Here is a 23,981-nt window from a genome sequence, read left to right on the forward strand (position 1 = left end):
GTGGCCGCGCCGGCGACGGTGTACCCGGCCGCCTGCCAGGCCGTACGGGCGGCCGCCATGAGCGTGGTCTTGCCCGCGCCGGCGACCCCGACGACGGCGTCGACGCCGTGCCCGGCGCTGACCAGCCGCTCCAGCACTTCGGCCTGTTCTTCGGATGGGGTGAAGCCGCGTGCGGCGTAGAACGCGCTGATGGCGAGGTCGGCGACGCGCGGGTCGACGACCGCGAGGTCGCGGCCGTAGCCGTCCCATGCGGCCGCCAGGTTGGTCCGCTCCGCACGCAGGATGTCGCGGCTGGTGAAACGGGCGGCCGGAGTTGCGCCACCAAGGCTTTCCCGGACGGTCATCTACGGCAGTCGACAGCCCTGGACGCATGCAAAAGCAGCGTCCCACGCAACCTGGGAGTGAACATGAACCTGCCCACGGTCACGCTCCATGGACCTGTTTGGACTTTCTGATGACCTATGACGGCGAGAGGCCCCCGGCTGGCACCTCCTCGCGCCCGCAGCGACGGGTCGTCGTGCCGGTGGTGATCGACGGCCCGGGGGCCCCGCGGGGACGTTTCTGGCGTTCACGCCTGGTCGCGGCGGGCGTGGCCGGTGTGGTCCTGGCAGCCTGGGGCTTGGTCCAGCTATTCGGCAACCCCTTCGGCGGCGATGGTATGCGCGGCCCCTATGGGCAGTTCCCGTCGGCGGTCGCGGCGCAGCCGCCACTGCATTCGGCACGGCCGGTGGCCCGGGTTGGCGGAGCGGCGATCGTCTTTGGCGGGCTGGCGATAATCAACAGCTCCACGCTCGACACCCACAGGGGCGTGCGGGCGGTGGACATCGCTACCGGCAAACTCTACTGGCACTATCAGCGCGATGCCTCGCTGATGGCCATCGACCGGGCGACCGGCGGCCTGTTCCTCCTCGGCACCCGCCTCACCCTGATCGACATACGGTCCGGCCGCGTCCGCTGGTTGGTCAAGGCGCCCGAGGCCGACCTCAGCTACGGTCTGCCCGACCGCCTTGTCGCCGATGCCGGAGCGTTGACGATTATCGGCGAGGACGGTGTCGCCGGGATCGACCGAGCCGACGGCCGGGTCCGCTGGACCAAGGTCTGGCCGGCAAGCTGTCACTTCGATGGCGGCGACCACTCCCTCCACGTCGCCGTCGCTGCCGGTACCATCGCCGTCACCTGCAACGATCTCAACGCACCGAACAAATCGGTCCTCGGTTTCGACCCGGGGACCGGCTCCCTGCGCTGGAACCTTCAAACTTCGGACCTGTTCCCCGACCTCAAGCCGGTCAACGACAACGGGTACTACGACGACAACTACCTCGACGGCATCTGGACGGTGGATGGCCGCCTCGCCGTCGGGGTCGGCGGCGCCATCACCCTCCTCGACCCGGTGACCGGTACGGTGACCGGGCGCCGCCACTGGGCGGACGGACGGTCGCCCATCGCCTTCAGCGACGCCATCCAGATCAGCCTCTGCTCCCAGAGCGTCCACGCCCAGGACCTGTGCGGCGACGCCCCGGCCACGGGCAAGGCGCTGTGGCACACCCACCTCCAACGCCCGCCCGGCCACCCCACCTGCGACCAGCCCTGGGGGGACAGGGGCACCGTCGTCGACGGCCGCCGCGTATACGTAGCGATGGCCTGCATGGGCACCGGAAAGGAAAGAGAAGTCCAGCAACTGACCGTCCTGGACGCAGGCACCGGCCGAGAGCTCGCCCACATCCCCCTGTCCGACTACGGATTCATGGGCGGCGGAATCGAAGGACCCACAGACGGCGTGATCAGCCTTCTGAACAACAACGGCTCGACCACCCTCCTCGCCGACCGACCCGACCTGCACACCATCACCATCCCGCGCTGAAGCTGTGGTGCGGACCTCACCCGCGTCCTCAGTGGCGATCTCGAAGGCGACTTCACCCGCTGGTACGCCGGACTGGCCAGCTCAGACCAACCCCTCAGCCTCGTGGCCTGATCGTCACACGGTTTCTCCCCGGTCTCCTACACAGACGAGGACACCTGGAAACCAGCGTGCCTGGTGTTAGGAGGGGGCCCGGTAGCGGCTCGATCGGCTTGGGCGATGGGTACGACCTGGAGCCGGACCCGATCTTCGCGCTGGAGTGCGCGTGGCCTGCGGCCGAGACCCCGCACGTCCGTCCCGTCCGGCCGCGCCGTTGAGCGGGCGCACGATCGCGTACTGCCGGATCTCGGCCCGGGACCAAAACCCCCAGCTCCAGCTCGACGCGTTGCGCGAGCACGGGTACGACACGCTGTTCGAGGAGCAGGCGTCCGGCCGCCGGACGGACCGGCCGCGGTGGCGGGCCTGCCTGGAGGAGCTGACGGCCGGCGACACGCTGGTGTTCTGGAAGTCCGACCGGTTGGGCCGGTCGGCCGCGCACGTGCTGAGCGTCGTCAAGGAACTGCGCGAGCGCGGCGTGCGGATCGTGTCGCTGACGGAGAACTTTGACCTGGAGACGAAGGAAGGCCGGTTCATGTTCGCCGTGCTCGCCGCGGCGGCCGAGTATGAGCACGAGCTGCGCGCCGAGCGCCAGGCCGAAGGGATCGCCGCGGCCAACCGCCGCGAGGCCGAAGGGCGGATGCTGCCCGGCAAGAAACACACCGGGCGCCCCCGCGCGGTCGGCCCGGCCGAGTTGGCCATGCTGCGGCGCCTGGTCGACGAGGCAGGCGTGAGCGTCACCGAGGCCGCCCGCACGCTGAAGATCGCCCGCTCCACCGCCTACGCGGCACTCGCAGAACGCTGACCAGCAGCTACCTCAGACAGCGGCCCGTTTCTGCCGTATTCGTGTGTCCTGAACGTGAAGGAGAATTCGATGTAGGCGAATGATCTGGAGCGATGCTGCTCGGACGATGAAGGTTTGGCCCTTCGGAGTCGCCCTGCGGAGGGAGGCTCCAAACCGCCTCATGCTGCGTTGGCTGAAGACCGTCGTGGTGAGCGATGAGGAAAAGGCGTCGATAAAGGCGTCAGGTGGGGACCGAGAAGGCGAACGCAAGTGAACCGCTGATGACGTGTCGAAACCAGAACAGATGACATCGAAACCGGAGAGTGAATACGACTCCGGGATGAAGCCTGGCGGGAATCCGCTTACTGGCCAGGCGGTGTCCGGCATGGAGGCGGCGCGAGCTCGGTCTGCGGCGTTCGAGCGGAACAGGAGAAGGCGCGTATGGACACTGCTCACGAGGGTGGGCGCCAGGGGAGAGCCGCGCTTTCCGGGAAACCTGGAGTCGGCGTCAGAGTACCCGTCGCCATGCGTGCCGGCGGACCGGCCCGTAGTAGTGATGAAGGTCCTGTAATGGGGCCGGAGCGAAGGGGCCGGGTTGTTCGTGACCCGTTTGTTCGATCAACCGGACGGGGTCCGGGAGGAGTCGCGTGAACGAGTTGAAAGCGCCAGGCAAGCCGTTCGGTATCTCGAAGCTGGCTGTTGTGGAGGCGTGGGAGAAGGTCAAGGCCAATAAGGGTGCGGCCGGGGTGGACGGGGTGTCCATCGAGGAATTCGAGAAAGATCTGAAGAACAACCTGTACAAGATCTGGAATCGGATGTCCTCGGGAACGTACTTTCCGCCGCCGGTCCAGGGTGTGGAGATCCCGAAGGCATACGGCGGGGGCACGAGGATGCTGGGCGTGCCGACCGTGGCCGATCGGATCGCGCAGACGGTGGTGGCCGGGGTGCTGGAGAGGGAGGTCGAACCGGTCTTCCACCCGGACTCCTACGGTTACCGGCCGGGCCGCTCGGCGCTGGATGCGGTCGGGGCCTGTCGGCAACGGTGCTGGGAGTACGACTGGGTGGTCGAGCTCGACATCCAGAAGTTCTTCGACTCCGTGCCGTGGGACCTGATCGTCAAGGCGGTCCAGGCGCACACCGACCTGCCGTGGGTGGTGCTGTATGTGAAACGGTGGCTCGCCGCACCGCTGGCACTGCCCGACGGGACCTTGCGCGATCGGGATCGCGGGACCCCACAAGGGTCGGCGATCTCACCCGTCCTGGCGAACCTGTTCCTGCATTATGCGTTCGACGCCTGGATGGCCCGGGAATTCCCGGACATGGTGTTCGAGCGCTATGCCGACGACGCCGTCGTGCATTGCTCCAGCCTGGAGCAGGCCGAACGGGTCATTGCGGCGATCAAGGGACGGATGGCCGAGGTCGGGCTGCGACTGCACCCGGACAAGACCCGGGTGGTGTATTGCAAGGACGACAGACGGCGCGGCTCGCATGAGCACACATCGTTCACGTTCTTGGGGTTCACCTTCCAGCCGCGAGGGGTGCGGACGAAGACCGGGAAGATGCGCTGTGGCTTCAACCCGGCGGTCAGCAAGGAGGCATTGAAACAGATGAGCGCGACGGTGCGAGCCTGGCGGCTTCACCATCGCACCGGATCCTCCGAACACGACCTCGCACGACGGATCAATCCGGTCGTGCGTGGCTGGATGCAGTACTACGGGGCGTTCTACCGCTCTGCGCTGTATCCCCTCCTGGCCCGCATCAACGCCTACCTGATGCGGTGGTCGCGCAACAAGTACAAACGGCTCCGGGGCCGCAAGAAAGCCCAGGCCCAGTGGGAGACGGTCGTGAAGGCACGCCCGAGGCTCTTCGCCCACTGGATCTGGGTGAACACGGCCCCAACCGTCTGGTGACCAGAACGACAAGAGCCGTGTAACGAGAGATTGTTACGCACGGTTCTGTGGGAGCCCCGGGCTGAGACGCCCGGGGCCACCCGACCGGTGGCATCCGATGAAGACGACCATGAAAGCCGCTACGGCCAGCACCGGCCCGTCCAGCGCAGCCAGCGCGGTGAAGATCAACCCAAGCTTGACGGCTCGTTCGAACTGCCACCGGCGGATACCCAAGGTCGTCACTCCTCTGGACCGGCTCGTAGCTGGCGGGTCGTTTGGGGGTGGTCATCGCAGGTTCTTCGCTTCGTTGATCGGGCTCGTCACGCGCTGCGGGCGTCGGCGTGTTGCTCCAGTTCGGCGGCGATCGCTGACAGCACGCGCCGGGAGCCGTGCTCGGGGATGCGCTGGGTCAGCTCCGCGGGCAGCGTGCGGTACAGCTCTGCGGCCGCGCACGGCACCCGCCGCCGTGGCCGCTTCGGCGTCGGCCGTCCCTTCCGCGGAGTCTTCGGCTTCCCGGCTTCGGCCGCCGCGCGCGCTCGCGCGTAACGGCGGGTCTGTTCGCCTACGGCGGGAACCCTCGGTGCCTCCTCAACTGGTGTCTCCCTGGTGGGTGACTCCTGTGGAGTGCCGGAACCTGCAAGGGGTGACTGCCGGTTCTTGCCGGGGGTGAGTGCCGCGATATGCGAGGGATCCCGGCGCGGCTGGACACGCTGCCGGCCCTCGCGGGCGTCTCGGCGGCATCGTCGGCGTCGAGGATGACGTGGATCGAGAGCCAGCCGCCCGGCTGCTCCGTCGCCTCCACGAGCCCGGTGGCCTCCAGCTCGGCCAGGCGGCGGCGTCCGGTGGCCGCCGAGGCCGTCAAGACGGCTCCCAGACGGCCGACGGTGGCATCGAAGGCCCTCGGCTTGCCGCTGCGGCATGAGCGTCTCGTACGTCGCCCAGGCCCACACGGCCAGGGCGTTGTGGTCGGGGAAGTAGAGCAGCGAGCGGGGGGACCTGCACGTGGCCGCGCGGCGCGCCGGCCGCCGCCCGCGTCAAGAACCGCTCCCGAGCCGAGCACCGGGAAGCGGCAAGATCATTCCGCGCCGCCCGGCACCGCAGCACGCCGTAACAGCGACAGCAACCACCGATCGCGGGGGTCTGGGGGGCTCGGCCCCCCGGGCGGAGTCGCGGGCCGTGGCGAAGTCGAGCAGAGCTCGACGAGCAGGCCGAACCTGCCTCGTGGGCACAGCTGGATTCGAACCAGCGACTCCTGGTTTGTAAGACCAACGTTCATCAAGCGATGGAATCGGTGCTGAGCTGCTAAAACGCGACCGGACCCACCCGTCGCGCTCAGCTTTCGGCATGTATTAGGCACGCGAAGACCAGGTCGGCGTCGGCCGGAGTCGGGGCGGGGTTGGTAGCGGCGTGGGCGGGACACTGCGTAGACGTACCTCTGCGGATCTACGCCGTGTACCTCGAAGGTCAGGATGCGGTCGCCGGGCAGCGCATTGCCGCAGCCCGAGACGAGACGACCTGGTCTATCACCCGGCCACCGACTCCAGGTGGCTGCGGACGCTTCTAGTGAGCGGATGGTCCTCGCCCAGCACCCGCACGTAGGCCGCCAGGTTCGCTTCGTACAGCGGGATCGCCTGCCTCAGGTCACTCGCCGACTCATACGCGCTGGCGAGGTTGTACTGCGAAACCAGCGTGTCGGGATGGTCCTCGCCCAGCACTCGTGTCCGGGCGGCCAGGTTCGCTTCGTACAGCGGGATCGCCCGTCTCAGGTCACTCGCCGACTTGTACGCGTACGCGAGGTTGTTTCGGGAGGTCAGCGTGTTGGGGTGGTCCTCGCCCAGCACTCGTGTCTGGGCTGCCAGGTTCGCTTCGTGCAGCGGGATCGCCCGCTCCGGGGCACCCGCCGACGCATACGCGCTGGCGAGGTTGTTCCGCGAGTTCAGCGTGTCGGGGTGGTCCTCGCCCAGCACTCGTGTCTGGGCTGCCAGGTTCGCTTCGTGCAGCGGGATCGCCCGCTCCAGGTCACCCGCCGACGCATACGCGCCGGCGAGGTTGTTCCGCGAGTTCAGCGTGTCGGGGTGGTCCTCGCCCAGCACTCGTGTCCGGGCGGCCAGGTTCGCTTCGTACAGCGAGATCGCCTGCCCCAGGTAACCCACCGACTTGTACGCGTACGCGAGGTTGTTTCGGGAGGTCAGTGTGTCGGGGTGGTCCTCGCCCAGCACTCGTGTCCGGGCGGCCAGGTTCGCTTTGAAAAGTGCCATCGCCTGCCCTGGGTCACCCGCCGACGCATACGCGCTGGCGAGTTTGTTTCGGGAGGTCAGTGTGGTGGGGTGGTCTTCGCCCAGTACCCGCACGTAGTCAGCCAGGGTCGCCTCGTACAGCGAGATCGCCCGCCTCAGGTCACCCGCCGCCTGCTCGTCCATGACGCGCCATTCCCTCTGTCCGCGATTGTCAGGCCGTGTCCGACAGCGTAGGGCGCTCGTCCGGCGAAAACCGGCGATCAAGGCGACTTGATCGCTTTCGTCCGGGCAAATCGGCGAATCGGCACCGGTGTGGGCACCTGTTTTCGACTCGGCGAACTCCCGGCAAGCGGGTCGCGTGACGCGAGAGCCCCGAACCCCGTGATGATCGGGTTCGGGGCTCTGGGCCGTCATGCGCTCACTCGGCTGGTGGTGACCAGTTCCACGTGAGCGCTTCGACTAGTTCCGGCAGCTGTTCGCGTGGGAAGTGGAGCTGTGCCGCGTCGGCCAGATCGGCACCGCTCTTGTCGCCGGGGAAGACGTAGAGGATGTTCATCCACGCCTCGGGGTGCGTCCAGCGCCGCATGCGCGGGCCGAACGTCGGATGGGATCCGAGCGTCGAAATAAGCAGCTTGGCGTCGTTGGTCGGCATCTTGAGCCACGCTTGGCCGCTGTAGAAGTCGGCGAACCGTTGCCGGGCATCGTCTGGTGAGGTCGACCGGTGCCCGTTGTTCAGGATCGAATCGCCGAAGTCCTGGCAACACCCCTTCGTCGTCAGGCCCAGTTCCCACAGTCTTTGGACGAGCGGAACCATCTCGGCGTCGATATCGACCTCGACGCCGCCAGGGGTGATGAGGCGCTGTGTCGGGTGTACCTGTATCAGGTCAGACATTCGACTGCCTCCGCGAGATGAACGCTGATCGCTCGCCGCATCAGGTCGTCGTGAGCAGGGTCTCCCCAGCGGGAGCAGCTTTGCAGAAACCACTCCGTAACCCAGAGCTTGTCCCAGCCGCCCGCCCACACGTTGGCCGGTAGCCCGCCCCTTTCGGCCATGGCTTCTGCAGGGCCGCCGGCCGAGAGTGGACCGATGACGGCAGTCACCGCGAACAACGTCGGCAACTCAAGCACCGCGCGGAGGGCCAGGAGCGGCGTGTGCCCTGCCCTCCCGAGCTGACGGTCATTCTCCGGACACATCTTCAGGACCACGTTGGTGAGGCCCCTGACGCCCGTCTCTTCGTCGGTGTGCGTGGTGGAGATTTGCCGGCCATCACGTACCGGCGTGCTTGGCGGGAAGCCCGCAGAGAGGTTCTCAGCGCGCAGCAGTACGCCTCGCCGCTCGCTCGGCGACCGTACGACCTACGGCACGCCTGCGTCTCCACCTGGCTCAACGGAGGAGTCCCCGCCGCACAGGTGGCCAAATGGGCCGGCCACGGCGTCGATGTGCTGCTACGGATCTACGCCTCGTGCCTCGAAGGACAGGACGAGATCGCCAAACGGCGCATCGCGTAGGCGCTGAGGAACGTCGGCTGATCTTCGGCACGTATTCGGCACAGCCGACCGCTGCCAGCCGGTAGTGGCCAGGGACAGCCGGACATCAAGCGAACGGCGTCCGACCTCGAAATCGCAGGTCGAACGCCGTTTTCACTGTTGATCACGGGGTGGGCACAGCTGGATTCGAACCAGCGACTCCTGGTTTGTAAGACCAGTGCTCTAACCACTGAGCTATGCGCCCGCTGCCGGGGGAACCGGCGACCGGCCACAGCCTACCGGGATCTTCCCCCTACCTGCGAAACGAAATCAGGCCACCGGCCGCCAGGCGCCGAAGATGCCGCCGGCGCCGCGCGAGGAGACGTAGAGGCGGCCGTCCTCGGCCAGGGCGAGGGCGAAGACCTGGCCGGTGCCGTCGGTGGCGACCATGGGGACGCCGATCGCGGGGAATGGGAGGGCGGGCGGGGGGACGCGGCTGCCGGTGGGGACCGGGGCCTCGCCGACCTTGTGGAAGACCGCGCGCAGTGGGGTCGCGGGGTCGCTCCACCTGTGGCCGGTCTCCTTGACCTGGCGGATCGCCGTCGAACCGCCTACTTCGTACACGAGGGTCGGGTTACCGCCGGCGTCGCGGGTCGCGGTGACGGGGCCGCCCGGCCGTACGCCGGGGACCGCACCGGCGTACACGAAGGTGCATCCGCGGCTCTGTCGCCACTGGAGCAACTGCGTACGGGTCGGGGCGAAGAGCTCGATTCCGGCGTTGCCGCCCACGGCGTCCATGCCGTCCTGGATGTCCCGGCCAGGCGGGATCGTCCGGGTGCGCTTACGCGCGGCGGTCGGAGGCGTGGTCGTCGGGCCGCCGGAAGGGGCGGTGGTCGTGGGCGCCGGTGAGGCCGGAGTGCTCTTTCCCGGTGCCGGCCGGGGCGGGGTCGGCGACGGCGTGCCGCCGGTCGCCGGGGTGGTGCCCGTGCCGGGCAGTGGCAGCGAGGGCAGGATGTGCCGGGGACGCCGGGACGGTGAGGCGCTCGGGGTCGTGGAGGACGACGGGGAGGCGCTGCTCGGCGGGGTGGCCGGGGCCGTTGTGCGGGGCGTGGGGGAGGAGGGCGCCACGGCGCGCCTCTGGACGGCCTTGGCGGCCGGGCCGCGCAGTTCCTGCCAGGACGGCGTCCAAGAGCCGTTCGCCGCCTGGCACTTCACGCTGACGCCGCCTTTGGCGTTGCGGACGAACACGGCGTTGCCGCCGTTCTTGCCGGACACGGCGACGGGGGTGCCGGTCGCGGCACCCAGGGAGGTCCAGGTCGCCGTCCATCGTCCGCCGGCGTACCGGGGCCGGACGGCGACGAGCGCGCCGCCCTTGCGGGCGAAGACCTGGCCGTCGGCGGTGGTGAGCGACGGGTCGAGGTCGCTGCCGCCGAGCGACGCGGGACCGGCCCACCCGGTGGGGGTCTGCCACCACGTGTAGAGGCGGCCGGACAGGACGGCGAAGGCCTGGAGTCGTCCGTTGCCCGCGAGGGTCGTCCAGGAGGCTCCGCGCGGCCAGCGGTAGCGCATGCGCTCCTGCCACGAGGCGAAGTTCTGGGCCTCGGGGTTGATCCGGTAGTCGTGGGCCCGGTAGTCGGCGAAGTAGCGCTCTTTGGCCGTACGGTCGGCTTTGCCGAGGTTCACCGGGGTGTCGGTGAGGTTGTAGTCGCGGTAGTCGACCTGGACGAGGGGCTGTCCGGAGGAGTGCACCGCCTCGGTGGCGAACCCGGCCGCCGCCACGTGGTCGGTGTGGTCGGCGGTGTACCGCCGGTCGGGGGCCGGGTCCTGCGTCCGTACGACCGTGGGGCGGTACCGCTGGAACAGGGTGACCAGGGCGTGGACGACGTCGGCGTGGGTGTAGCAGTGGGCGTACGGCGAGTGCTTCGGCGTCACGGTCGCCGCGCATTTGACCGAGCGGTGGTCCGCCAGGAGCTGGGCGGTCGCCCGTCTGCCGATGCGGGGGCGGGGGTCGCGGCCGTCGGGCAGGCTGAGGAACGCCAGATGGATGTCGGGGCGCGCGGTGAGCGTGTGCACCTCGACCTTGACCCGGCCGGAGCGTACGGTCTCCACCCGCCAACCGTCCCGGACCCCGGCCATGGCGGCGTACGACGCGTGCAGTCCCTGGCGGCGCTGCGCGACGTACGCGTGGGGGTCGTGGTGGTCCTTGATCCCGGCGTGTCCCTCGCCCGCGGTCAGCACGACCGTCGTGACGCCTTCGCCGCGCCGGATGTCCTGCGCGAGGTCCGGGGACATGAACAGAAGGTCGTCATCCGGGTGGGCGACTACCTGGACGAACCCGGTCCGCGCCGCGAGTGTCTGCCCCTGCGCGGCCCGTACCGGACTCGCGATCCCGAGAAGACCGACACATGTCGCCGCCGCGGCCAGACCCGCGATCGCACGCGCAGGGCTACCCGCCATGCTCGCTCCCCCTCAGTCCTGCGGTCATCCGCCGCAGAGCGAGAGGATCATGCCATACGTTAAGTTGAAATTTGGTTAATTGTCGGTTTATCCCGGTCGGTCAGGGTTCGGACCCCGGCGCAGGACGCGGCTGAGCGCCGCGGCGACCTCCTCGGACAGCCCCGGAGCGCCGGCGGACACGCGTGTCTCGGGCGTGCGCTCGGCGGCGCGAATCTGCCCACACGTGCGGCACTCGACCTCGCCGAGGCGGCACACCAGGGTCGTCGACCCGCACGCCGTACAGTGATCGAGCTCACCGGCCCAGTCCCGGCCGTTCTGGCAGTCGGGGCAGACCAGAACCTGCCGGTCCTCGCGCACCCCGCGTCGCCAGGGGCTCGGGCCGTGGTCCGGGTCCGTCTGCCGGGCCCCGCAGCGGTAGCAGGGCATGGCGCCTCCGGTGGGATCCGGGACCGGGCCCGTGCGGGCCCGGTCACAGGAGGTCAGGAGATGTCGGCGAGCGCCTTTCGGTACTCGTCGAGGTCACGGGCGTCGGGGATGGCGTTCTCCACCTTCCACCGCACGACACCGGTCTTGTCGATGATGTAGGTGCCGCGCGTCGCGACGCCCCTGTTCTCGTCGAAGATCCCGTAGGTCTTCGCCACCTCGCCGTGCGGCCAGAAGTCCGACAGCAGCGGGAACTGGTAGTCCTCCTGGTCGGCCCAGGCCCGGTGCGCGAACACCGAGTCGACCGACACGGCGAGAACCTGCGCGTCGTCGCCGCCCAGGGTGGGCAGTTGATCGCGGATGGCGCACAGCTCGCCCGTGCACACGCCGCTGAACGCCAGCGGGTAGAAGACGAGAACCACGGTCTTCTTCCCCTGGAAGTCCGACAGCTTGACCGGAGTGCCGTGCTGGTCGGTCAGCTCGAAGTCCGGTGCGGTGTCGCCGACCTCAACCGCCATGTCGTGAACCCTTCCTCGCCGAGTCTGTGGCCGGACGCCAGTCTGCCACTGCACGCCACGGCGGATCACGGGACACCCGACGTATGAAACGCATCACACGTCGGTCAGCCCTCTCCCCGCACGGTCCGCTCCTCGGCGGTAAAGGTCAACGCCGCGCCTTGGGTGACACCAGACGCGTGCCCGACCATTCCTGGGCCGCGCTGATGCTCTTGGTCTGCGACAGTCCGGCCGTCTGCGCGGCCTCGAGGATGTCGCTCGGCTCGACGTGGCCTTCGCGCCCCGCCTTCGGCGTGAGCAGCCAGATGTGGCCGCCGTCCGCCAGTGTGGTGAGTGCGTCGGACAAGGCGTCGAACAGATCGCCGTCGTCCTCGCGCCACCACAGCAGCACGACGTCGACGACGTCACCGTAATCCTCGTCGACCAACTCGTTGGTCGAGACCGACTCGATGGAGCTGCGCAGCTCCTCGTCGACGTCGTCGTCGTAGCCGATCTCCTGCACCACCTGGTTCGGCTTGATGCCGAGCCGTTCGGCCAGGCTGCTCTGCGCCTGACCCGCGGTCGCGCTCACGAACGTCCTCCCTGTGTTGTGGGCCGCGATTGTCATACATGCCCATGTTGTTCTTTACCGCCCGACCTTCCGGGTGCGGCATTGCCGGACAGTTCACACGGCGGACCACCCCGTGCGCAAGTGTCTGGCCCGCAAGTGAGCGAACACGGCCACTTCTCTCAACTACCGCTGATGAAGCTGAGTCGCACCTTGCGCACGACATTGTCCACGTTGAGGTCGACCACAGCCACCGATTGCCAGGTGCCCAGCGCCGGTTTCCCGCCGATCACCGGGATCGTGGCGTAGGGCGAGACGAACGCCGGCATCACGTGAGAACGGCCATGCCCGCGAGATCCGTGCGCGTGGACCCACCGATCGTCCGCGGGCAGCAATTCGCGGAGCGCGGACAGGAGATCTTCGTCGCTGCCCGACCCCAGCTCTATCAGCGCGATGCCGGCGGTCGCGTGCGGAACGAAGAGGCTCAGCAATCCGTCGGACGCCCCGATGTCGCGCAGGAATCTCAGGCATTCGCCGGTGATGTCGTGCACGGCCTCCTTGCTCCCGGTGGCCACGCTTATCACTTCAGTGTTCATACGCACATGTCTACTCGTCCGGCTCGATCACGGCATCCGGCCCGGGGTACACCAAACCGGTGTGCCCATCGTCGAAACGAACGAGATAGGGCGGCTCGCCGGCGGCGCCGCGCACCTCAATGATCTTTCCGGTCCGGTCCGCCTGTCCGACGGTGTTGCCGTGGACGTGCAACCGGTCGCCTACGGCCGCGTGCATCGTCGTTTCACCTCCCGACGGCGGGTATCCCCTGTGCGGTGGCTCTCCACACAGCCTCGTACGGCTCGAGGCTGATGGGAAGCCATATCGGGACGGTTACCCAACGGTAGAGATGCGTTAACGGTCCTGACGTACGACGATGGTCAGGACAGCAACGATCCATCACCTGACCTGGGTGGGCACGAAGCGAAGGGGACCCCGTGGCTTCCGGACGCCAGCGCTTTTCCATCATCAGCGACGGCCTCCCCAGCCAGCTTCCGGACATCGACCCCGATGAGACCCGGGAGTGGCTGGAGTCGCTCGACACGGTGATCAAGACCGAGGGCCGCTCGCGCGCCCGTTACCTCATGCTGAGGTTGCTGGAGCGGGCTCGAGAGCAGCAGGTCGGCGTGCCCGGCCTGCGCAGCACGGACTACATCAACACGATCCCGCCGGAGCGCGAGCCCTGGTTCCCCGGCGACGAGTACGTCGAGCGGCGCATCCGCGCCTACATCCGCTGGAACGCCGCGATCATGGTGTCGCGGGCGAACCGCCCGGAGCTGTCGGTCGGCGGCCACATCGCCACGTACGCCTCCGCGGCGTCCCTGTACGAGGTCGGGTTCAACCACTTCTTCCGCGGCAAGGACCACGGCGAGTCCGGCGACCAGGTCTTCATCCAGGGCCACGCGGCGCCGGGCATCTACGCCCGCGCGTTCCTCGAGGGCCGGCTGCCCGAGGACAAGCTCGACGGCTTCCGCCAGGAGATCTCCCACCCGGGCGGCGGCCTCTCCTCGTACCCGCACCCGCGGCTGATGCCGGACTTCTGGGAGTTCCCCACGGTGTCCATGGGCCTCACCGCGATCAACTCGATCTACCAGGCCCGGTTCAACCGCTACCTCTACAACCGGAAGATCAAGGACACCTCGCGGTCGCACGTGTGGGCGTTCCTGGGCGACGGCGAGATGGGCGAGCCGGAGTCGCTCGGCGCCATCGGCCTGGCCGCCCGCGAGGAGCTCGACAACCTCACCTTCGTCATCAACTGCAACCTGCAGCAGCTCGACGGGCCGGTCCGCGGCAACGGCAAGATCATCCAGGAGCTGGAGTCGTTCTTCCGCGGCGCCGGATGGAACGTCATCAAGGTCATCTGGGGCCGCGACTGGGACCCGCTGCTCGCCCAGGACGTCGACGGCGTGCTCGTCAACCAGATGAACACCACACCGGACGGGCAGTTCCAGACCTACACCGTTGAGACCGGCGAGTACATCCGCGAGCACTTCTTCGGCGACGACCCTCGGCTGCGCAAGATGGTCGAGCACATGTCCGACGACGACATCCGCAAGCTGTCGCGCGGCGGTCACGACTACCGCAAGGTGTACGCCGCGTTCAAGTCCGCGCGTGAGCACGTCGGGCAGCCGACGGTCATCCTCACCCACACCATCAAGGGCTGGACGCTCGGGCCGGACTTCGAGGCCCGCAACGCCACCCACCAGATGAAGAAGCTCACCAAGGCCGAGCTCAAGGAGTTCCGCGACCGGCTCTACCTCGACATCCCCGACTCGGCGCTTGAGGCGGACCTGCCGCCGTACTACCACCCGGGCGAGGACTCCGAGGAGATCCAGTACATGCGCGAGCGGCGCATGGCCCTCGGTGGCTACCTGCCCAAGCGCGTCGTACGGGCCAAGCCCCTCAAGCTGCCCGGCGACCCGGTGTACGCCGAGCTGAAGAAGGGCTCCGGCAAGCAGAACGTCGCGACGACGATGGCGTTCGTCCGGCTGCTCAAGGACCTGATCAAGGACGAGAACATCGGCGCCCGGTTCGTGCCGATCGCCCCGGACGAGTACCGCACGTTCGGCATGGACTCGCTCTTCCCCTCCGCGAAGATCTACTCCCCGCACGGGCAGACGTACGAGGCGGTCGACCGCAAGCTGCTGCTCTCCTACAAGGAGTCCGAGCAGGGCCAGATGCTGCACGAGGGCATCAGCGAGTCGGGTGCCGTCGGCTCGGCGATCGCCGCGGGCACGGCGTACGCCACGCACGGCGAGCACATGATCCCCGTCTACATCTTCTACTCGATGTTCGGGTTCCAGCGGACCGGCGACAGCATCTGGGCGATGGCCGACCAGATGACCCGCGGCTTCCTGCTCGGCGCGACCGCGGGCCGTACGACCCTCACCGGCGAGGGCCTGCAGCACAACGACGGTCACTCGCCGCTGCTCGCCGCCACCAACCCGGCGTGCGTCTACTACGACCCGGCCTGGGCGTTCGAGCTGACGCACATCATCAAGGACGCGCTGCGGCGCATGTACGGCTCCAGCGAGGAGCACCCGAACGGTGAGGATGTCTTCTACTACCTCACCGTCTACAACGAGCCGTACCAGCAGCCCGCCGAGCCGGCCGACCTCGACGTCGGCGGCCTGCTCAAGGGCCTCTACCGCTACGCCGAGGCCCCGCAGGTCGAGGGCGAGGCGCCGGGCGCGCAGATCCTCGCCTCCGGCGTCGGGGTCCGGTGGGCCCTCGAAGCCCAGCGGATGCTCGCCGACGAGTGGGGCGTGGCCGCCGACGTCTGGTCCGCCACGTCCTGGACGGAGCTGCGCCGTGAGGCCATCGCCTGTGACGAGTGGAACCTCCTCCACCCCGACGGCGAGCAGCGCGTCCCGTACGTCACCCGCACCCTGGACGGGCAGCCCGGCCCGGTCGTCGCCGTCAGCGACTTCATGCGGGGCGTTCCCGACCAGATCGCGCCGTGGGTCGCGGGCGACTGGTCCTCGCTCGGCACCGACGGGTTCGGGTTCTCCGACACCCGGGCCGCCGCCCGCCGCTTCTTCCACGTCGACGCCGCGTCCATCACCCTCGCGGTGCTGACCCGGCTGGCCCGGCGCGGTGAGATCAAGCAGGAGGTCCTGCAGAAGGCCATCGAGCGCTACCAGCTCGGCGAGGGCGCCGAGGTCGTCGTCGGCGCCGACAGCACCCCGCCGGAGAGCTCGACCGACACGATGAGCGTCGGCTGAGACACCGGACGTGAAGACGGCCGGGGTGCCCCTGGGGGCGCCCCGGCCGTCGGCGTTCGGGTGGTCTCCCACCAGAACTCATCGCCGTCATCTCCGGGGGCGATGCCGCGCGAATCGTCTCCGGCGTGCGGGTCCGGATCGGGCCCGAGGACCATGGCGAGATGGTCGAAGATCGACTGGAGCACGGGCATCCGCCTTCCAGCGTGCCGACGGCCGGCCGACGGCACCGCGGGAAGTGACAGGGGACAGGGCGGAGGCCCGGCCCGTCGGCCGAGCCTCCGCAGCCGATCAAGAGGCGCTCGGCACGTGCGGTTCCTCGTTCGTCCAGCCGACCTCGTAGTAGAGAGTCGACGACGTCTTGGTGTCCACCGTCCCCGTGGTCTCCTGCAGGACGAACGCGGTCTTCGGATCGATGATCAGGTGGAAGGAGCCGATCGAGACCGCCTGTCCCACGCGTCCCCGGACGTCCTTGGCCCGGCCGCCGGTCGTCACCCCGGGCCGCTGCGCGAGCGCTCGGAAGGCGGCCGCCCGCACCTTGGGAGAGACGGGGACCGCGTACAGCAGCGCGCTCAGCGTGCCGGTCACCGAGTCCTCCACGTCCTTTTTCCGCCAGCTCGCATTGAGCCCACGGGAGAACGTCCGCGTCCAGGCCGTAAGCCGTTGCGGGTCGGCCGGCAGCCGCCGGAGCTGATCGAAGGACAGCATGTGGTCTTCCAGCTCGAAGGACGCGCCGTTCTTGTGCTTCTCCTTGTTCAACCCCAGCCCGCGGCCGTCCAGGGTGGCGGTGCCCATGTACCACCGGCCGTCCTTGGCGGCCCAGGTCTCGAACACATTCCCCACTGGACGCGCGTTGTTGACGGTGATGGCGTGAATCCATCGGATATGCCAGTACTCTCCGGTCGCCGGCGGCGCGGACTCCGCACTCGATGCGGCGGTCAGCAGCACCTCCCGGCCGGACAGCCGTTGGGCCGTCTCCGACGGGACAGGGTGCGGTGGACGGGCCGGAGGAGTCGCCGTGACCGTCAGAGCGATCGCGGTGGCCGCCCCGACGGCCACCAGTCCGAGCCCCGGCAGCGCCCAGCGGATCCGCCGTCGGCGCGGCGACGGTGTGCTCGGCACCCGCGCCGGGGTACTCGGGACCTCCCGCGGCCTGTTCCCGGCCGGCTCCTGGCCGATCGACTCGCCGGTACGGGGTCGACCGGCGGCCGGCGCCTGGGCGATCAGCTCGTCCAGCCTCTGCCGGCCCGTCGCCGCCACCGTCGGCGACGGGCCGCCCTCGTCGAGCAGCTCGGTGACCCTTCGCATGTCATCCATGGGATTCCTCTGTAGATGTGGGATCGGTCCCGCCCAGTGCCTCCCGCAACTTCTTTCGAACCCTGCTCAGTCGCGATCCGACCGTTCCCGAGGGGATCTCCAACGCCTGCGCGACCTCCTCGTAGCCGAGGCCGCCCAGCGCGACGAGGAGCAGCGCGTCGCGGTCGCCTTCCGGCAGCGCCGCGAGAGCCATGGCGAGCTGCGGTCGCATGCCCTCGGCCGTGACCTGGGCGGCGACGCGATCTTCGTGGCCCCCGCTCGGGAGGAGGTCACCGCCCATACGGGCGAGCGCCGCGTAGCGACGGCTCTCATCGCGTCGGTACTGTCCGACCAGGTTGGTCGCGATGCCGAACAGCCAGGGGCGTACGGCACCGCGCGCCGGATCGAAGCGGTCGCGCTTGCGGAACGCGGCGAGGAACGTCTCCGCCGCGACGTCGTCGGCGACGTCACGGCCGAGCCGTCCGGCCACGTACCGGTAGATCTCCGGGAAGTACCTGTCGTAGATCACTCTGAACCGATCGGGTTCATGCCACGATCGCTCGATCACCGCGGCGTCGTCGCCGTTCGAGTGAACGACGCCGGGGGGAGCGGTCATCGATGGCGCCTTGTCATATCCGGCCTTTCCGAGGCGTTCGGCGGTCACCGGTACTCAGTCGCACGCCGGAATCCTCTTCACGGGCCGGTCGTGCCCGCCGTCGGGGAGTTGCGGCCAGGTGGGAACAGAGGTTGTGAATTTGTGTAAACGGTCCATGGCTTCCTCGGCGTGGACCTGCGGGGTTACCGTCGCGAGTACCTGGAGATACGGATGACCCGTCAAGGATCCATCGTGATCCCGCCTCTTCATCGCCCGAATCCGCGCCTCCAGGCCGCCAAGTGGGAAAGAGAAGGGCCCGGTACGCCGCCGCTGCCGGGCCCTTCGCAATGTCCGGGCACCGAACCTCGCCGTTGCGTTCCACAGAAGGGACGAAGCGGGATACGGTCTTCGAGCTGACAGTAGAGATCATCCCGATTACGGATCGCAGGGGGGATGAGCGTGTCCGGCCCGACGGACGACAACGTGCCCGAGTCGAATGCCGCATTGCCGTCCGGTGACGACGCATCCGACCCCGCTGCTTCGCCCGGCGCGACCCGGTCTTCCGAGTCGGCTCCGCCTTCGGGTACGGAGTCGACTTCCGAGCCGGCCCGGCCCTCGGACACGGCCCCACCTTCCGAGGCCGACGCGGACACCGTCCCAGCCTCGGCCGATTCCCAAGCGGAGGGCGGCCCGGACGGAAACGCCCCTGAGCCTCCTCCGCAGGCCTCGCAGGAGGAGACGCCCGAGGCGGGTCCCGCGGAGCCGGGAGCGCCGTGGGGATCCGCGGAGCCGGGAGCGTCGCCGGGGCCTACGGAGCTGGGGGCGTCACGGGGGTCTGCGGAGCCGGGGGCGTCGCCGGGATCCGCGGAGAACGGCCCACACGCGGCGGAGGCCGGTCCACAGGCGGCGGAGAACGGCCCACAGCCGGGGGAGGACGGTCCACGGCCGGGGGAGGGGCCGTCCGCGCCGCTCGTCGGGGACGATGAGGTGACGCGGCCCTGCGCCTACTGCGGACGCCCGATCCCCCAGCCGGGTGAGGACGGGCCCGTCGTGCGCTACTGCCTCGACAACGATGGCGCCTGCGCCCGTGCGGCGGCCGACCGGCGCCGCCGCGACCAGGACTCTCCGGGCCTCTCCGGACAGGTCGCGCGGACCTGGGACATGGTCGAACGGCTCGAGGACGTCGCCGAGCTCCTGGCGATGTCCCTGACGGCGGATCTGAGCGTCGCGGGGGTCGAGCGGCGAATCGCGGAGGCCAGAGCGGAGGCGGCCGCAGGCATCGCCGCGGCGCAGCGTGACCGGGAGGCGGCCCGGCTGGAGGCCGAACACGTGCTCGCCCAGCTCGGCGACGTACGGCACCGCGTGGAGCGGGCCGAGTCCCGCGCCGCCGAGCTCACCGCACAGTTGGAGACCGCCCACACCGAACGGGAAGCCGCACGAGACCTCGGCACGCAGGCGACACGGACGGCGGAGGCGGCGACCGAGGCGATCACGGCCGTACGCGAGGAGCGTGACCGTCTCACCGGGCGGCTGGAGGAGCTGACCACCGCGCTGGACCTGGCCCGCGACGAGATCGCGCGGTACCGGGGGGAACTCGCCGAGGCCAAGGAGTTTCAGAAGCGGTCCATCGCGATCGAGGAGATGCGCTCCCGGCTCCGCGCCGCCGAGTCCGAACTGGACAAGATGCGGACCACGGCCGAGCTCGCGCAGAACGCCCGGGCCGCTGCGGAGCAGGCACGTGCGGCAGCGGATCGGCAGGCCCTGGAGGCCCGCGCGCATGCCGACGAGGTGAGCGCCGAGCGGGACGCGGCAGTGGCCGCGTTGGAGGAAAGCCGCGGCGAGCTGGAACGTACGTCTGCCGAGCGAGACGAGGCCCGCGCCGAGTTGGAGACGGTACGCGGTGAGCTGGAGACCGTACGGGCCGACCTGGAGTCCTCCCGCGAAGAGTCCCGGGCCGCGCGCGAGGAGCTGCAGACGACGCGGCCTCGCCTGGACGAGGGCGAGCGGCTCACCGCGGACATCGAGTCGGTCCGCCGCGAGCTGGAGGACGCGCAGACCCGTCTCGGGCAGTACCAGCTCCAGGCCAGGGAACGTTCCGGAATGCTCGACCAGCTTCGCGCCGCACTGGCCACGATGATCGCTGAGCGCGACGCCGTACAGGCCGAAGCCGACGAGGCCAAGACTGAGATCGGCAGCGCCAAGGCCGAGGCGGAGCAGGCCAAGGCCCAGCTGGGGAAGGCGAACGCCCAGGCGGAGGAGGCCACGGCTCAGGCGGGGAAGGCGAAGGCCGAGGCGGAGGAGGCCAAGGCTCAGCTAGGGAAGGCAGAGGCCGAGGCGGCGGAGGCCAGGGCTCAGATCGACAAGGCGAAGGCCGAGACGGCGGAGGCCAAGACTCAGGCGGAAAAGGTGAAGGCCGAGGTCGACTCGGCCAACGCCCGGGCCGGCCAGGCTCACGCCCGGGCCGACGAGGCCACCGCTGAGGCGGAGGAGGCCAAGGCTCGGCTGGAGCAGCTCACGACGGGACACCTGCGGCCCACGTCGTCGGCCCGGCACGCGCGGCGGTCCGCCGAAGCACGCGCCCACGATCGGCCGGTCGGGCAGCCGCAAGGCGCGGCCGAACCGCTCGGTCATGGCCGTCCGCCGGGCGCCCCGCAGATGCTCGGTCAGCCGTCGGCCGACCCCGGAGGGTCCGAACAGCCGTTGGGCGGGCCCGGCGGATCGCCATCGACGGACCCGCAGGGCCCCGCTCAGCCGTTCGGTGAGCCCGGTGGGTTCGGTCGGCCGTCAACGGACCCGCGGGGACCCGCGCAGCCGTTCGGTGAGCCGTCGGCCGACCCTGGCGGCTCCGCGCAACCTTTTGGGGGCCCTGGTGGGTTCGGTCGCCCGCCGGCCGATCCGAGGGGCCCCGCACAGCCGTCGGCCGACCCCGGCGGTTCCGCGCAGCCTTTCGGTGACTCGGGCGCATCCGCCCAGCCCTTCGCTGATCCTGGTGGGTTCGGCCGCCCGCCGGCCGATCCGAGGGGCCCTGCACAGCCCCCGGCCGATCCGAGGGGCCCTGCACAGCCCCCGGCCGATCCGAGGGGGTCTGCTCAGCGGTCGGCCGACCCCGGCGGGTCACCTCAGCCTCCGGCCGACCAGGGAGGGCCCGCTCAGCCCCCCGTCGACCCCCGCATCCAGTCCGGACCTCCGGCCGATCCGCGCGGACCGGCCCCGTCGCCGTTCGGCCAGGGCCCGGTGCCACCGCCTCCGCCGCCGTTCCCGGGATCCGGACCGTCCTCGCCCGTCCCGGGAGGGACCGCGCCCTCGGCGTTCGGTGGCGCGACGTTCCCGCCACGAGGCCCGGCAGGGGCCCCGCCCGTTCCACCGGACGCGGGAGGGATGCCGCCGTCGCCAGGGGACGTGGGCGGACCCGGTCGACCGGGGGCACCCGGCGGTCCCGGCGCATCGGCTGCCCCAGGCGGCCCGGACGCGACCGGCGCCGGGGCGGCGGACGGCCCCGCGAACCCGCGGTTCCCGCCTCCCCCCGGGCAGGATGCCGGCGAAGCGACCGGCCGATTCGACCGGTTCCGCCGCCGCTTCCCCCCACCACCGTCCGACGACTGACCTGCGGGGCGGGCGTGCGGCGCCGTGAGCCCGTGCCCGTCACCGGTCTCGGCCGGCGCGATCGCCCGCCTCCGCGTTCCGGTCGTGGGACGGCCGGGACGGTACCGGCATGGGGACGGGGGCGGGGCGCCGTACGCGGTTGGCGGCGACGCGCGCCAGGACCGCCGGGGCGAACAGCGAGGTCGGTGCGGCCATGAGTGCCAGCACGTGGACCAGGCGCTCGCACACGTGCCGGTCGACGTTGGCGGTGGCCACGACCTCGTCGACGTACGCGTTGATGACGCGGGTGCGCAGCCGGACGTGTGCGGCCTCGGTCTCCCGGTACCGCAGGTCCTCGCCGGTGGCGACGAGCCACGCTCCGGCGGCGCTGCGGGCGACGCCGCGCTGGAAGCGTCGTTCGAAGCCGGTGCCGGGCTCGCGGAGGCAGCGGTCGAGCGCCAGGGCCGCGACGGCCGCCACGCTCATCCCCTGACCGTAGATCGGGTTGAACGCGCACGCCGCGTCGCCGGTGACGACGAACCCTCGAGGCCACGCGCGCAGGCGTTCGTAGTGCCGCCGGTGGTTGGCCGTACGGCGGAAGGCGGTGATCGGCGTGAGCGGTTCGGCGTCGCGGATGGCCTCGTACAGGACGGGACTGCGCAGTCCTCTGGCGAACTCCAGGAAGGCATCCTCGCCGGTCGGGCCGTAGTCCCGTCCCGCGCCGGACAGGCTGCACAGCCAGCGGCCGCCCTCCTGGGGGAACAGGCCGCCGGTGCGCCGGGTCGCGGGCGGGTCCGCCTGGATGTAGAGCGCCTTCCAGCCGGGGTCGAAGCCGGACGGTATCGCGTAATAGCGGCTGGCGTAGCCGAGGAGCGGGTCGACCCGGGTCTCCGGCGGCGCCGGGTACCCGAGCGCCGCCAGCCACGACGGGGCCTGCGACCCGCGGCCGGTGGCGTCGACGACGAGGTCGGCGCGCAGTTCGCCGTCGGAGCCGAGCACGACCCCGGCGACGTCGCGACCCCGGGGGAGGAGGCCGGTCACGTGGTGGCCCTCGAGGACGTCCACCGGGGCCCGCCCGTTGTCCGGCGACCCACAGAGCCGCCGTCGTACCGCCCAGTCGAGGAGCGGACGGCTGCACGAGAGCAGTCCCGTCACGTCGAACCGTCGCCGCCACCCGGCCGAGGTCAGCCAGAGGACGTCTGCGGGCACGCCGACTTCGACGGCGCCCGCCGCTCGTAACGTGTCCTCCAGCCCGGGGAACAGCACCTCGACGACCTCGCGGCCACGGGTCCACAGCACGTGGACGTGCCGGGCCTGCGGCACTCCGGCGCGGAACACCGGCTCGGCCGGGAAACGGTCGCGCTCGATCAGCGTGACGCGGTCGAAGTGGGCGCTCAGGACGCGAGCGGCGAGCAGACCGGCCATGCTTCCGCCCAGGACGACGGCGTGTTCGCGTTTCACGTACGGCCTCCGGTGACGCGGGGGACCAAGGAGAGGGAGAAAGGTACGGACACTATGAAACGTGCGTATTGACCGTATGTGAAGGGCGTGCCGATACTCGGATAACCGAGCGAGGAGTCGGATCATGACGACCACTACCGGCCATCTTTCGCGGGCGCCATCCCGGACCCGTCATCACCGCATGGTGAAGGACGAACTCACCGAGACGCCGCATCCGGCCTGGGCGCAGGCCATGGTCGATTCGGTTCGGCCCGACTGGTCGGCGGTGCTCGAGGAGGGGATCTTTACCGAGACCGCTCATGGACCGTTCCCCGATGAGGCGTGGCGGAGGATCCTCCTTGATTTCTTCTGCATCGTCGAGGCATTCCCGAAGTACATGGGCGTCTATCTGGCCAAGACCACGTTCGGCCAGATCCCGGGCGACCACCTCGCCCGCGACTGGCTGATCGGCAACATCCGGACCGAGGCGCTGCACGCCCAGTGGTACGCCGACTGGGCCGCCGCACACGGCATCGGGTTCGAGGAGCTCGTCTCGCACCGGCCCTGCCCGGAGGTCGGCGCGCTGTACGACTACCTGTGGTCCGTCTGCTATCGGGGCACTCTGGCCGAGGCGTTCGGCGCGGTCAACTACGCGATCGAGGGCACGACCGGGGAGTGGACGCGTATCGTCCTGCCCGCCTTCCGGGAGCGGTACGGCGACGACGAACGGGCGCTGCGCTGGCTCACCGAGCACGCGGAGTACGACGACGCCCATCCTCGGGAGGCGTTCGAGCTGATCAAGCTGACCGTCCGCGACGAGGGCGAGCGGGCGAAGGTCGAATCGGCCGTCCGCCGGTCGCTGGAACTGTTCAGCCGCGGATTCGCGGCAAGTTACGAAAATCGGGCAATCACGGTTGATACACGGCAATGATCGGCCTCAGAGGGTAAAAACCCCACAAGTCCCCGGCGTTGTTCGCTGCCCGGAAACGGCAGTGACGTGCATTTTCTCTTATCGGACG

At 69.8% G+C, this 23,981-nt stretch carries 19 protein-coding genes, 1 tRNA gene and 1 pseudogene; 7 read left to right on the forward strand and 14 right to left on the reverse strand.

Annotated features, from left to right (window positions below; genetic code table 11):
* A partial coding sequence (locus AB0I04_RS44820) for an AAA family ATPase (RefSeq protein ID WP_360899249.1) occupies positions 1-344 on the reverse strand: 344 nt, incomplete at its 3' end.
* Positions 345-454: 110 nt separating this feature from the next.
* Between AB0I04_RS44820 and AB0I04_RS44825 the strand changes: the two genes are divergently transcribed.
* The 3 genes from AB0I04_RS44825 (at position 455) to ltrA (ending at position 4,648) form a co-directional block, all read left to right on the forward strand.
* Positions 455-1,861 carry a PQQ-binding-like beta-propeller repeat protein gene (locus AB0I04_RS44825; RefSeq protein WP_360899252.1) on the forward strand — a complete coding sequence of 469 codons (1,407 nt, stop codon included), beginning with the start codon at positions 455-457 and terminating at the stop codon, positions 1,859-1,861.
* Positions 1,862-2,123: 262 nt separating this feature from the next.
* Complete coding sequence (locus AB0I04_RS44830) at positions 2,124-2,759, forward strand: recombinase family protein (protein WP_360899255.1); 636 nt, start codon at positions 2,124-2,126, stop codon at positions 2,757-2,759.
* Positions 2,760-3,385: 626 nt separating this feature from the next.
* The gene (gene ltrA, locus AB0I04_RS44835) at positions 3,386-4,648 is read left to right on the forward strand and encodes a group II intron reverse transcriptase/maturase (protein WP_360899258.1); all 1,263 of its coding nucleotides are present in this window, start codon (positions 3,386-3,388) and stop codon (positions 4,646-4,648) included.
* 299 nt (positions 4,649-4,947) lie between these two features.
* On the opposite strand, the gene AB0I04_RS44840 is transcribed toward ltrA, so the two are convergent.
* The 3 genes from AB0I04_RS44840 to AB0I04_RS44850 form a co-directional block, all read right to left on the reverse strand.
* Positions 4,948-5,085 carry a hypothetical protein gene (locus AB0I04_RS44840; protein ID WP_360899261.1) on the reverse strand — a complete coding sequence of 46 codons (138 nt, stop codon included), beginning with the start codon at positions 5,083-5,085 and terminating at the stop codon, positions 4,948-4,950.
* Positions 5,086-6,150: 1,065 nt separating this feature from the next.
* Positions 6,151-7,047, reverse strand: coding sequence for a tetratricopeptide repeat-containing protein (locus AB0I04_RS44845; protein WP_360899264.1), 897 nt, complete (start codon positions 7,045-7,047; stop codon positions 6,151-6,153).
* A gap of 235 nt (positions 7,048-7,282) precedes the next feature.
* On the reverse strand, positions 7,283-7,756 hold the full coding sequence (locus AB0I04_RS44850) for a hypothetical protein (RefSeq protein WP_360899266.1): 474 nt from the start codon (positions 7,754-7,756) through the stop codon (positions 7,283-7,285).
* Between the two features lie 254 nt (positions 7,757-8,010).
* On the opposite strand from AB0I04_RS44850, the pseudogene AB0I04_RS44855 reads away from it, so the two are divergent.
* Positions 8,011-8,373, forward strand: a pseudogene (locus AB0I04_RS44855) (integrase); the annotation flags it as partial.
* Between the two features lie 150 nt (positions 8,374-8,523).
* Here AB0I04_RS44855 and AB0I04_RS44860 read toward each other — a convergent pair.
* From AB0I04_RS44860 to AB0I04_RS44890, 7 genes are all read right to left on the reverse strand, one after another.
* Positions 8,524-8,596 (reverse strand) — tRNA-Val (locus AB0I04_RS44860).
* Between the two features lie 65 nt (positions 8,597-8,661).
* Positions 8,662-10,788 carry a PIG-L family deacetylase gene (locus AB0I04_RS44865; protein WP_360899269.1) on the reverse strand — a complete coding sequence of 709 codons (2,127 nt, stop codon included), beginning with the start codon at positions 10,786-10,788 and terminating at the stop codon, positions 8,662-8,664.
* Positions 10,789-10,875: 87 nt separating this feature from the next.
* Positions 10,876-11,214 carry a hypothetical protein gene (locus AB0I04_RS44870; protein WP_360899272.1) on the reverse strand — a complete coding sequence of 113 codons (339 nt, stop codon included), beginning with the start codon at positions 11,212-11,214 and terminating at the stop codon, positions 10,876-10,878.
* Between the two features lie 53 nt (positions 11,215-11,267).
* Complete coding sequence (locus AB0I04_RS44875) at positions 11,268-11,729, reverse strand: peroxiredoxin (RefSeq protein ID WP_360899275.1); 462 nt, start codon at positions 11,727-11,729, stop codon at positions 11,268-11,270.
* A gap of 145 nt (positions 11,730-11,874) precedes the next feature.
* A complete protein-coding gene (locus tag AB0I04_RS44880; protein WP_360899278.1) occupies positions 11,875-12,297 on the reverse strand; it encodes a DUF3052 domain-containing protein in 423 nt (140 codons plus the stop codon).
* A gap of 158 nt (positions 12,298-12,455) precedes the next feature.
* Positions 12,456-12,869, reverse strand: coding sequence for a secondary thiamine-phosphate synthase enzyme YjbQ (locus AB0I04_RS44885; RefSeq protein ID WP_360899281.1), 414 nt, complete (start codon positions 12,867-12,869; stop codon positions 12,456-12,458).
* 10 nt (positions 12,870-12,879) lie between these two features.
* Entirely contained in the window at positions 12,880-13,065 is a 186-nt protein-coding gene (locus tag AB0I04_RS44890; protein WP_360899284.1) for a DUF1918 domain-containing protein, read from the reverse strand.
* A gap of 200 nt (positions 13,066-13,265) precedes the next feature.
* Between AB0I04_RS44890 and aceE the strand changes: the two genes are divergently transcribed.
* A complete protein-coding gene (gene aceE, locus AB0I04_RS44895; RefSeq protein ID WP_360899287.1) occupies positions 13,266-16,052 on the forward strand; it encodes a pyruvate dehydrogenase (acetyl-transferring), homodimeric type in 2,787 nt (928 codons plus the stop codon).
* A 288-nt stretch (positions 16,053-16,340) separates the two neighbouring features.
* On the opposite strand, the gene AB0I04_RS44900 is transcribed toward aceE, so the two are convergent.
* Both AB0I04_RS44900 and AB0I04_RS44905 read right to left on the reverse strand, forming a co-directional pair.
* Positions 16,341-17,357 carry a CU044_5270 family protein gene (locus tag AB0I04_RS44900; protein ID WP_360899290.1) on the reverse strand — a complete coding sequence of 339 codons (1,017 nt, stop codon included), beginning with the start codon at positions 17,355-17,357 and terminating at the stop codon, positions 16,341-16,343.
* 1 nt (position 17,358) lies between these two features.
* A complete protein-coding gene (locus AB0I04_RS44905; RefSeq protein WP_360899293.1) occupies positions 17,359-17,961 on the reverse strand; it encodes an RNA polymerase sigma factor in 603 nt (200 codons plus the stop codon).
* Between the two features lie 966 nt (positions 17,962-18,927).
* Here AB0I04_RS44905 and AB0I04_RS44910 point away from each other — a divergent pair.
* Complete coding sequence (locus AB0I04_RS44910) at positions 18,928-21,543, forward strand: hypothetical protein (RefSeq protein ID WP_360899296.1); 2,616 nt, start codon at positions 18,928-18,930, stop codon at positions 21,541-21,543.
* A 39-nt stretch (positions 21,544-21,582) separates the two neighbouring features.
* Here AB0I04_RS44910 and AB0I04_RS44915 read toward each other — a convergent pair whose 3' ends face one another.
* Positions 21,583-22,983 carry a hypothetical protein gene (locus AB0I04_RS44915; protein ID WP_360899299.1) on the reverse strand — a complete coding sequence of 467 codons (1,401 nt, stop codon included), beginning with the start codon at positions 22,981-22,983 and terminating at the stop codon, positions 21,583-21,585.
* Between the two features lie 124 nt (positions 22,984-23,107).
* Here AB0I04_RS44915 and AB0I04_RS44920 point away from each other — a divergent pair, with 124 nt between their 5' ends.
* Positions 23,108-23,893, forward strand: a complete 786-nt coding sequence (locus tag AB0I04_RS44920) for an iron-containing redox enzyme family protein (RefSeq protein ID WP_360899302.1) — start codon at positions 23,108-23,110, stop codon at positions 23,891-23,893.
* Positions 23,894-23,981 lie beyond the last annotated feature (88 nt).

The organism is Actinoallomurus sp. NPDC050550 (assembly GCF_040655075.1).
GTDB lineage: Bacteria > Actinomycetota > Actinomycetes > Streptosporangiales > Streptosporangiaceae > Actinoallomurus.

Bases quoted from the DNA above. Each gene is read 5' to 3' on its own strand.
- AB0I04_RS44825 (WP_360899252.1), top strand. From the start codon at position 455: ATGACCTATGACGGCGAGAGGCCCCCGGCTGGCACCTCCTCGCGCCCG.
- AB0I04_RS44845 (WP_360899264.1), bottom strand. From the start codon at position 7,047: ATGGACGAGCAGGCGGCGGGTGACCTGAGGCGGGCGATCTCGCTGTAC.
- AB0I04_RS44850 (WP_360899266.1), bottom strand. From the start codon at position 7,756: ATGTCTGACCTGATACAGGTACACCCGACACAGCGCCTCATCACCCCT.
- AB0I04_RS44865 (WP_360899269.1), bottom strand. From the start codon at position 10,788: ATGGCGGGTAGCCCTGCGCGTGCGATCGCGGGTCTGGCCGCGGCGGCG.
- AB0I04_RS44870 (WP_360899272.1), bottom strand. From the start codon at position 11,214: ATGCCCTGCTACCGCTGCGGGGCCCGGCAGACGGACCCGGACCACGGC.
- AB0I04_RS44875 (WP_360899275.1), bottom strand. From the start codon at position 11,729: ATGGCGGTTGAGGTCGGCGACACCGCACCGGACTTCGAGCTGACCGAC.
- AB0I04_RS44885 (WP_360899281.1), bottom strand. From the start codon at position 12,869: ATGAACACTGAAGTGATAAGCGTGGCCACCGGGAGCAAGGAGGCCGTG.
- AB0I04_RS44890 (WP_360899284.1), bottom strand. From the start codon at position 13,065: ATGCACGCGGCCGTAGGCGACCGGTTGCACGTCCACGGCAACACCGTC.
- AB0I04_RS44900 (WP_360899290.1), bottom strand. From the start codon at position 17,357: ATGCGAAGGGTCACCGAGCTGCTCGACGAGGGCGGCCCGTCGCCGACG.
- AB0I04_RS44905 (WP_360899293.1), bottom strand. From the start codon at position 17,961: ATGACCGCTCCCCCCGGCGTCGTTCACTCGAACGGCGACGACGCCGCG.
- AB0I04_RS44920 (WP_360899302.1), top strand. From the start codon at position 23,108: ATGACGACCACTACCGGCCATCTTTCGCGGGCGCCATCCCGGACCCGT.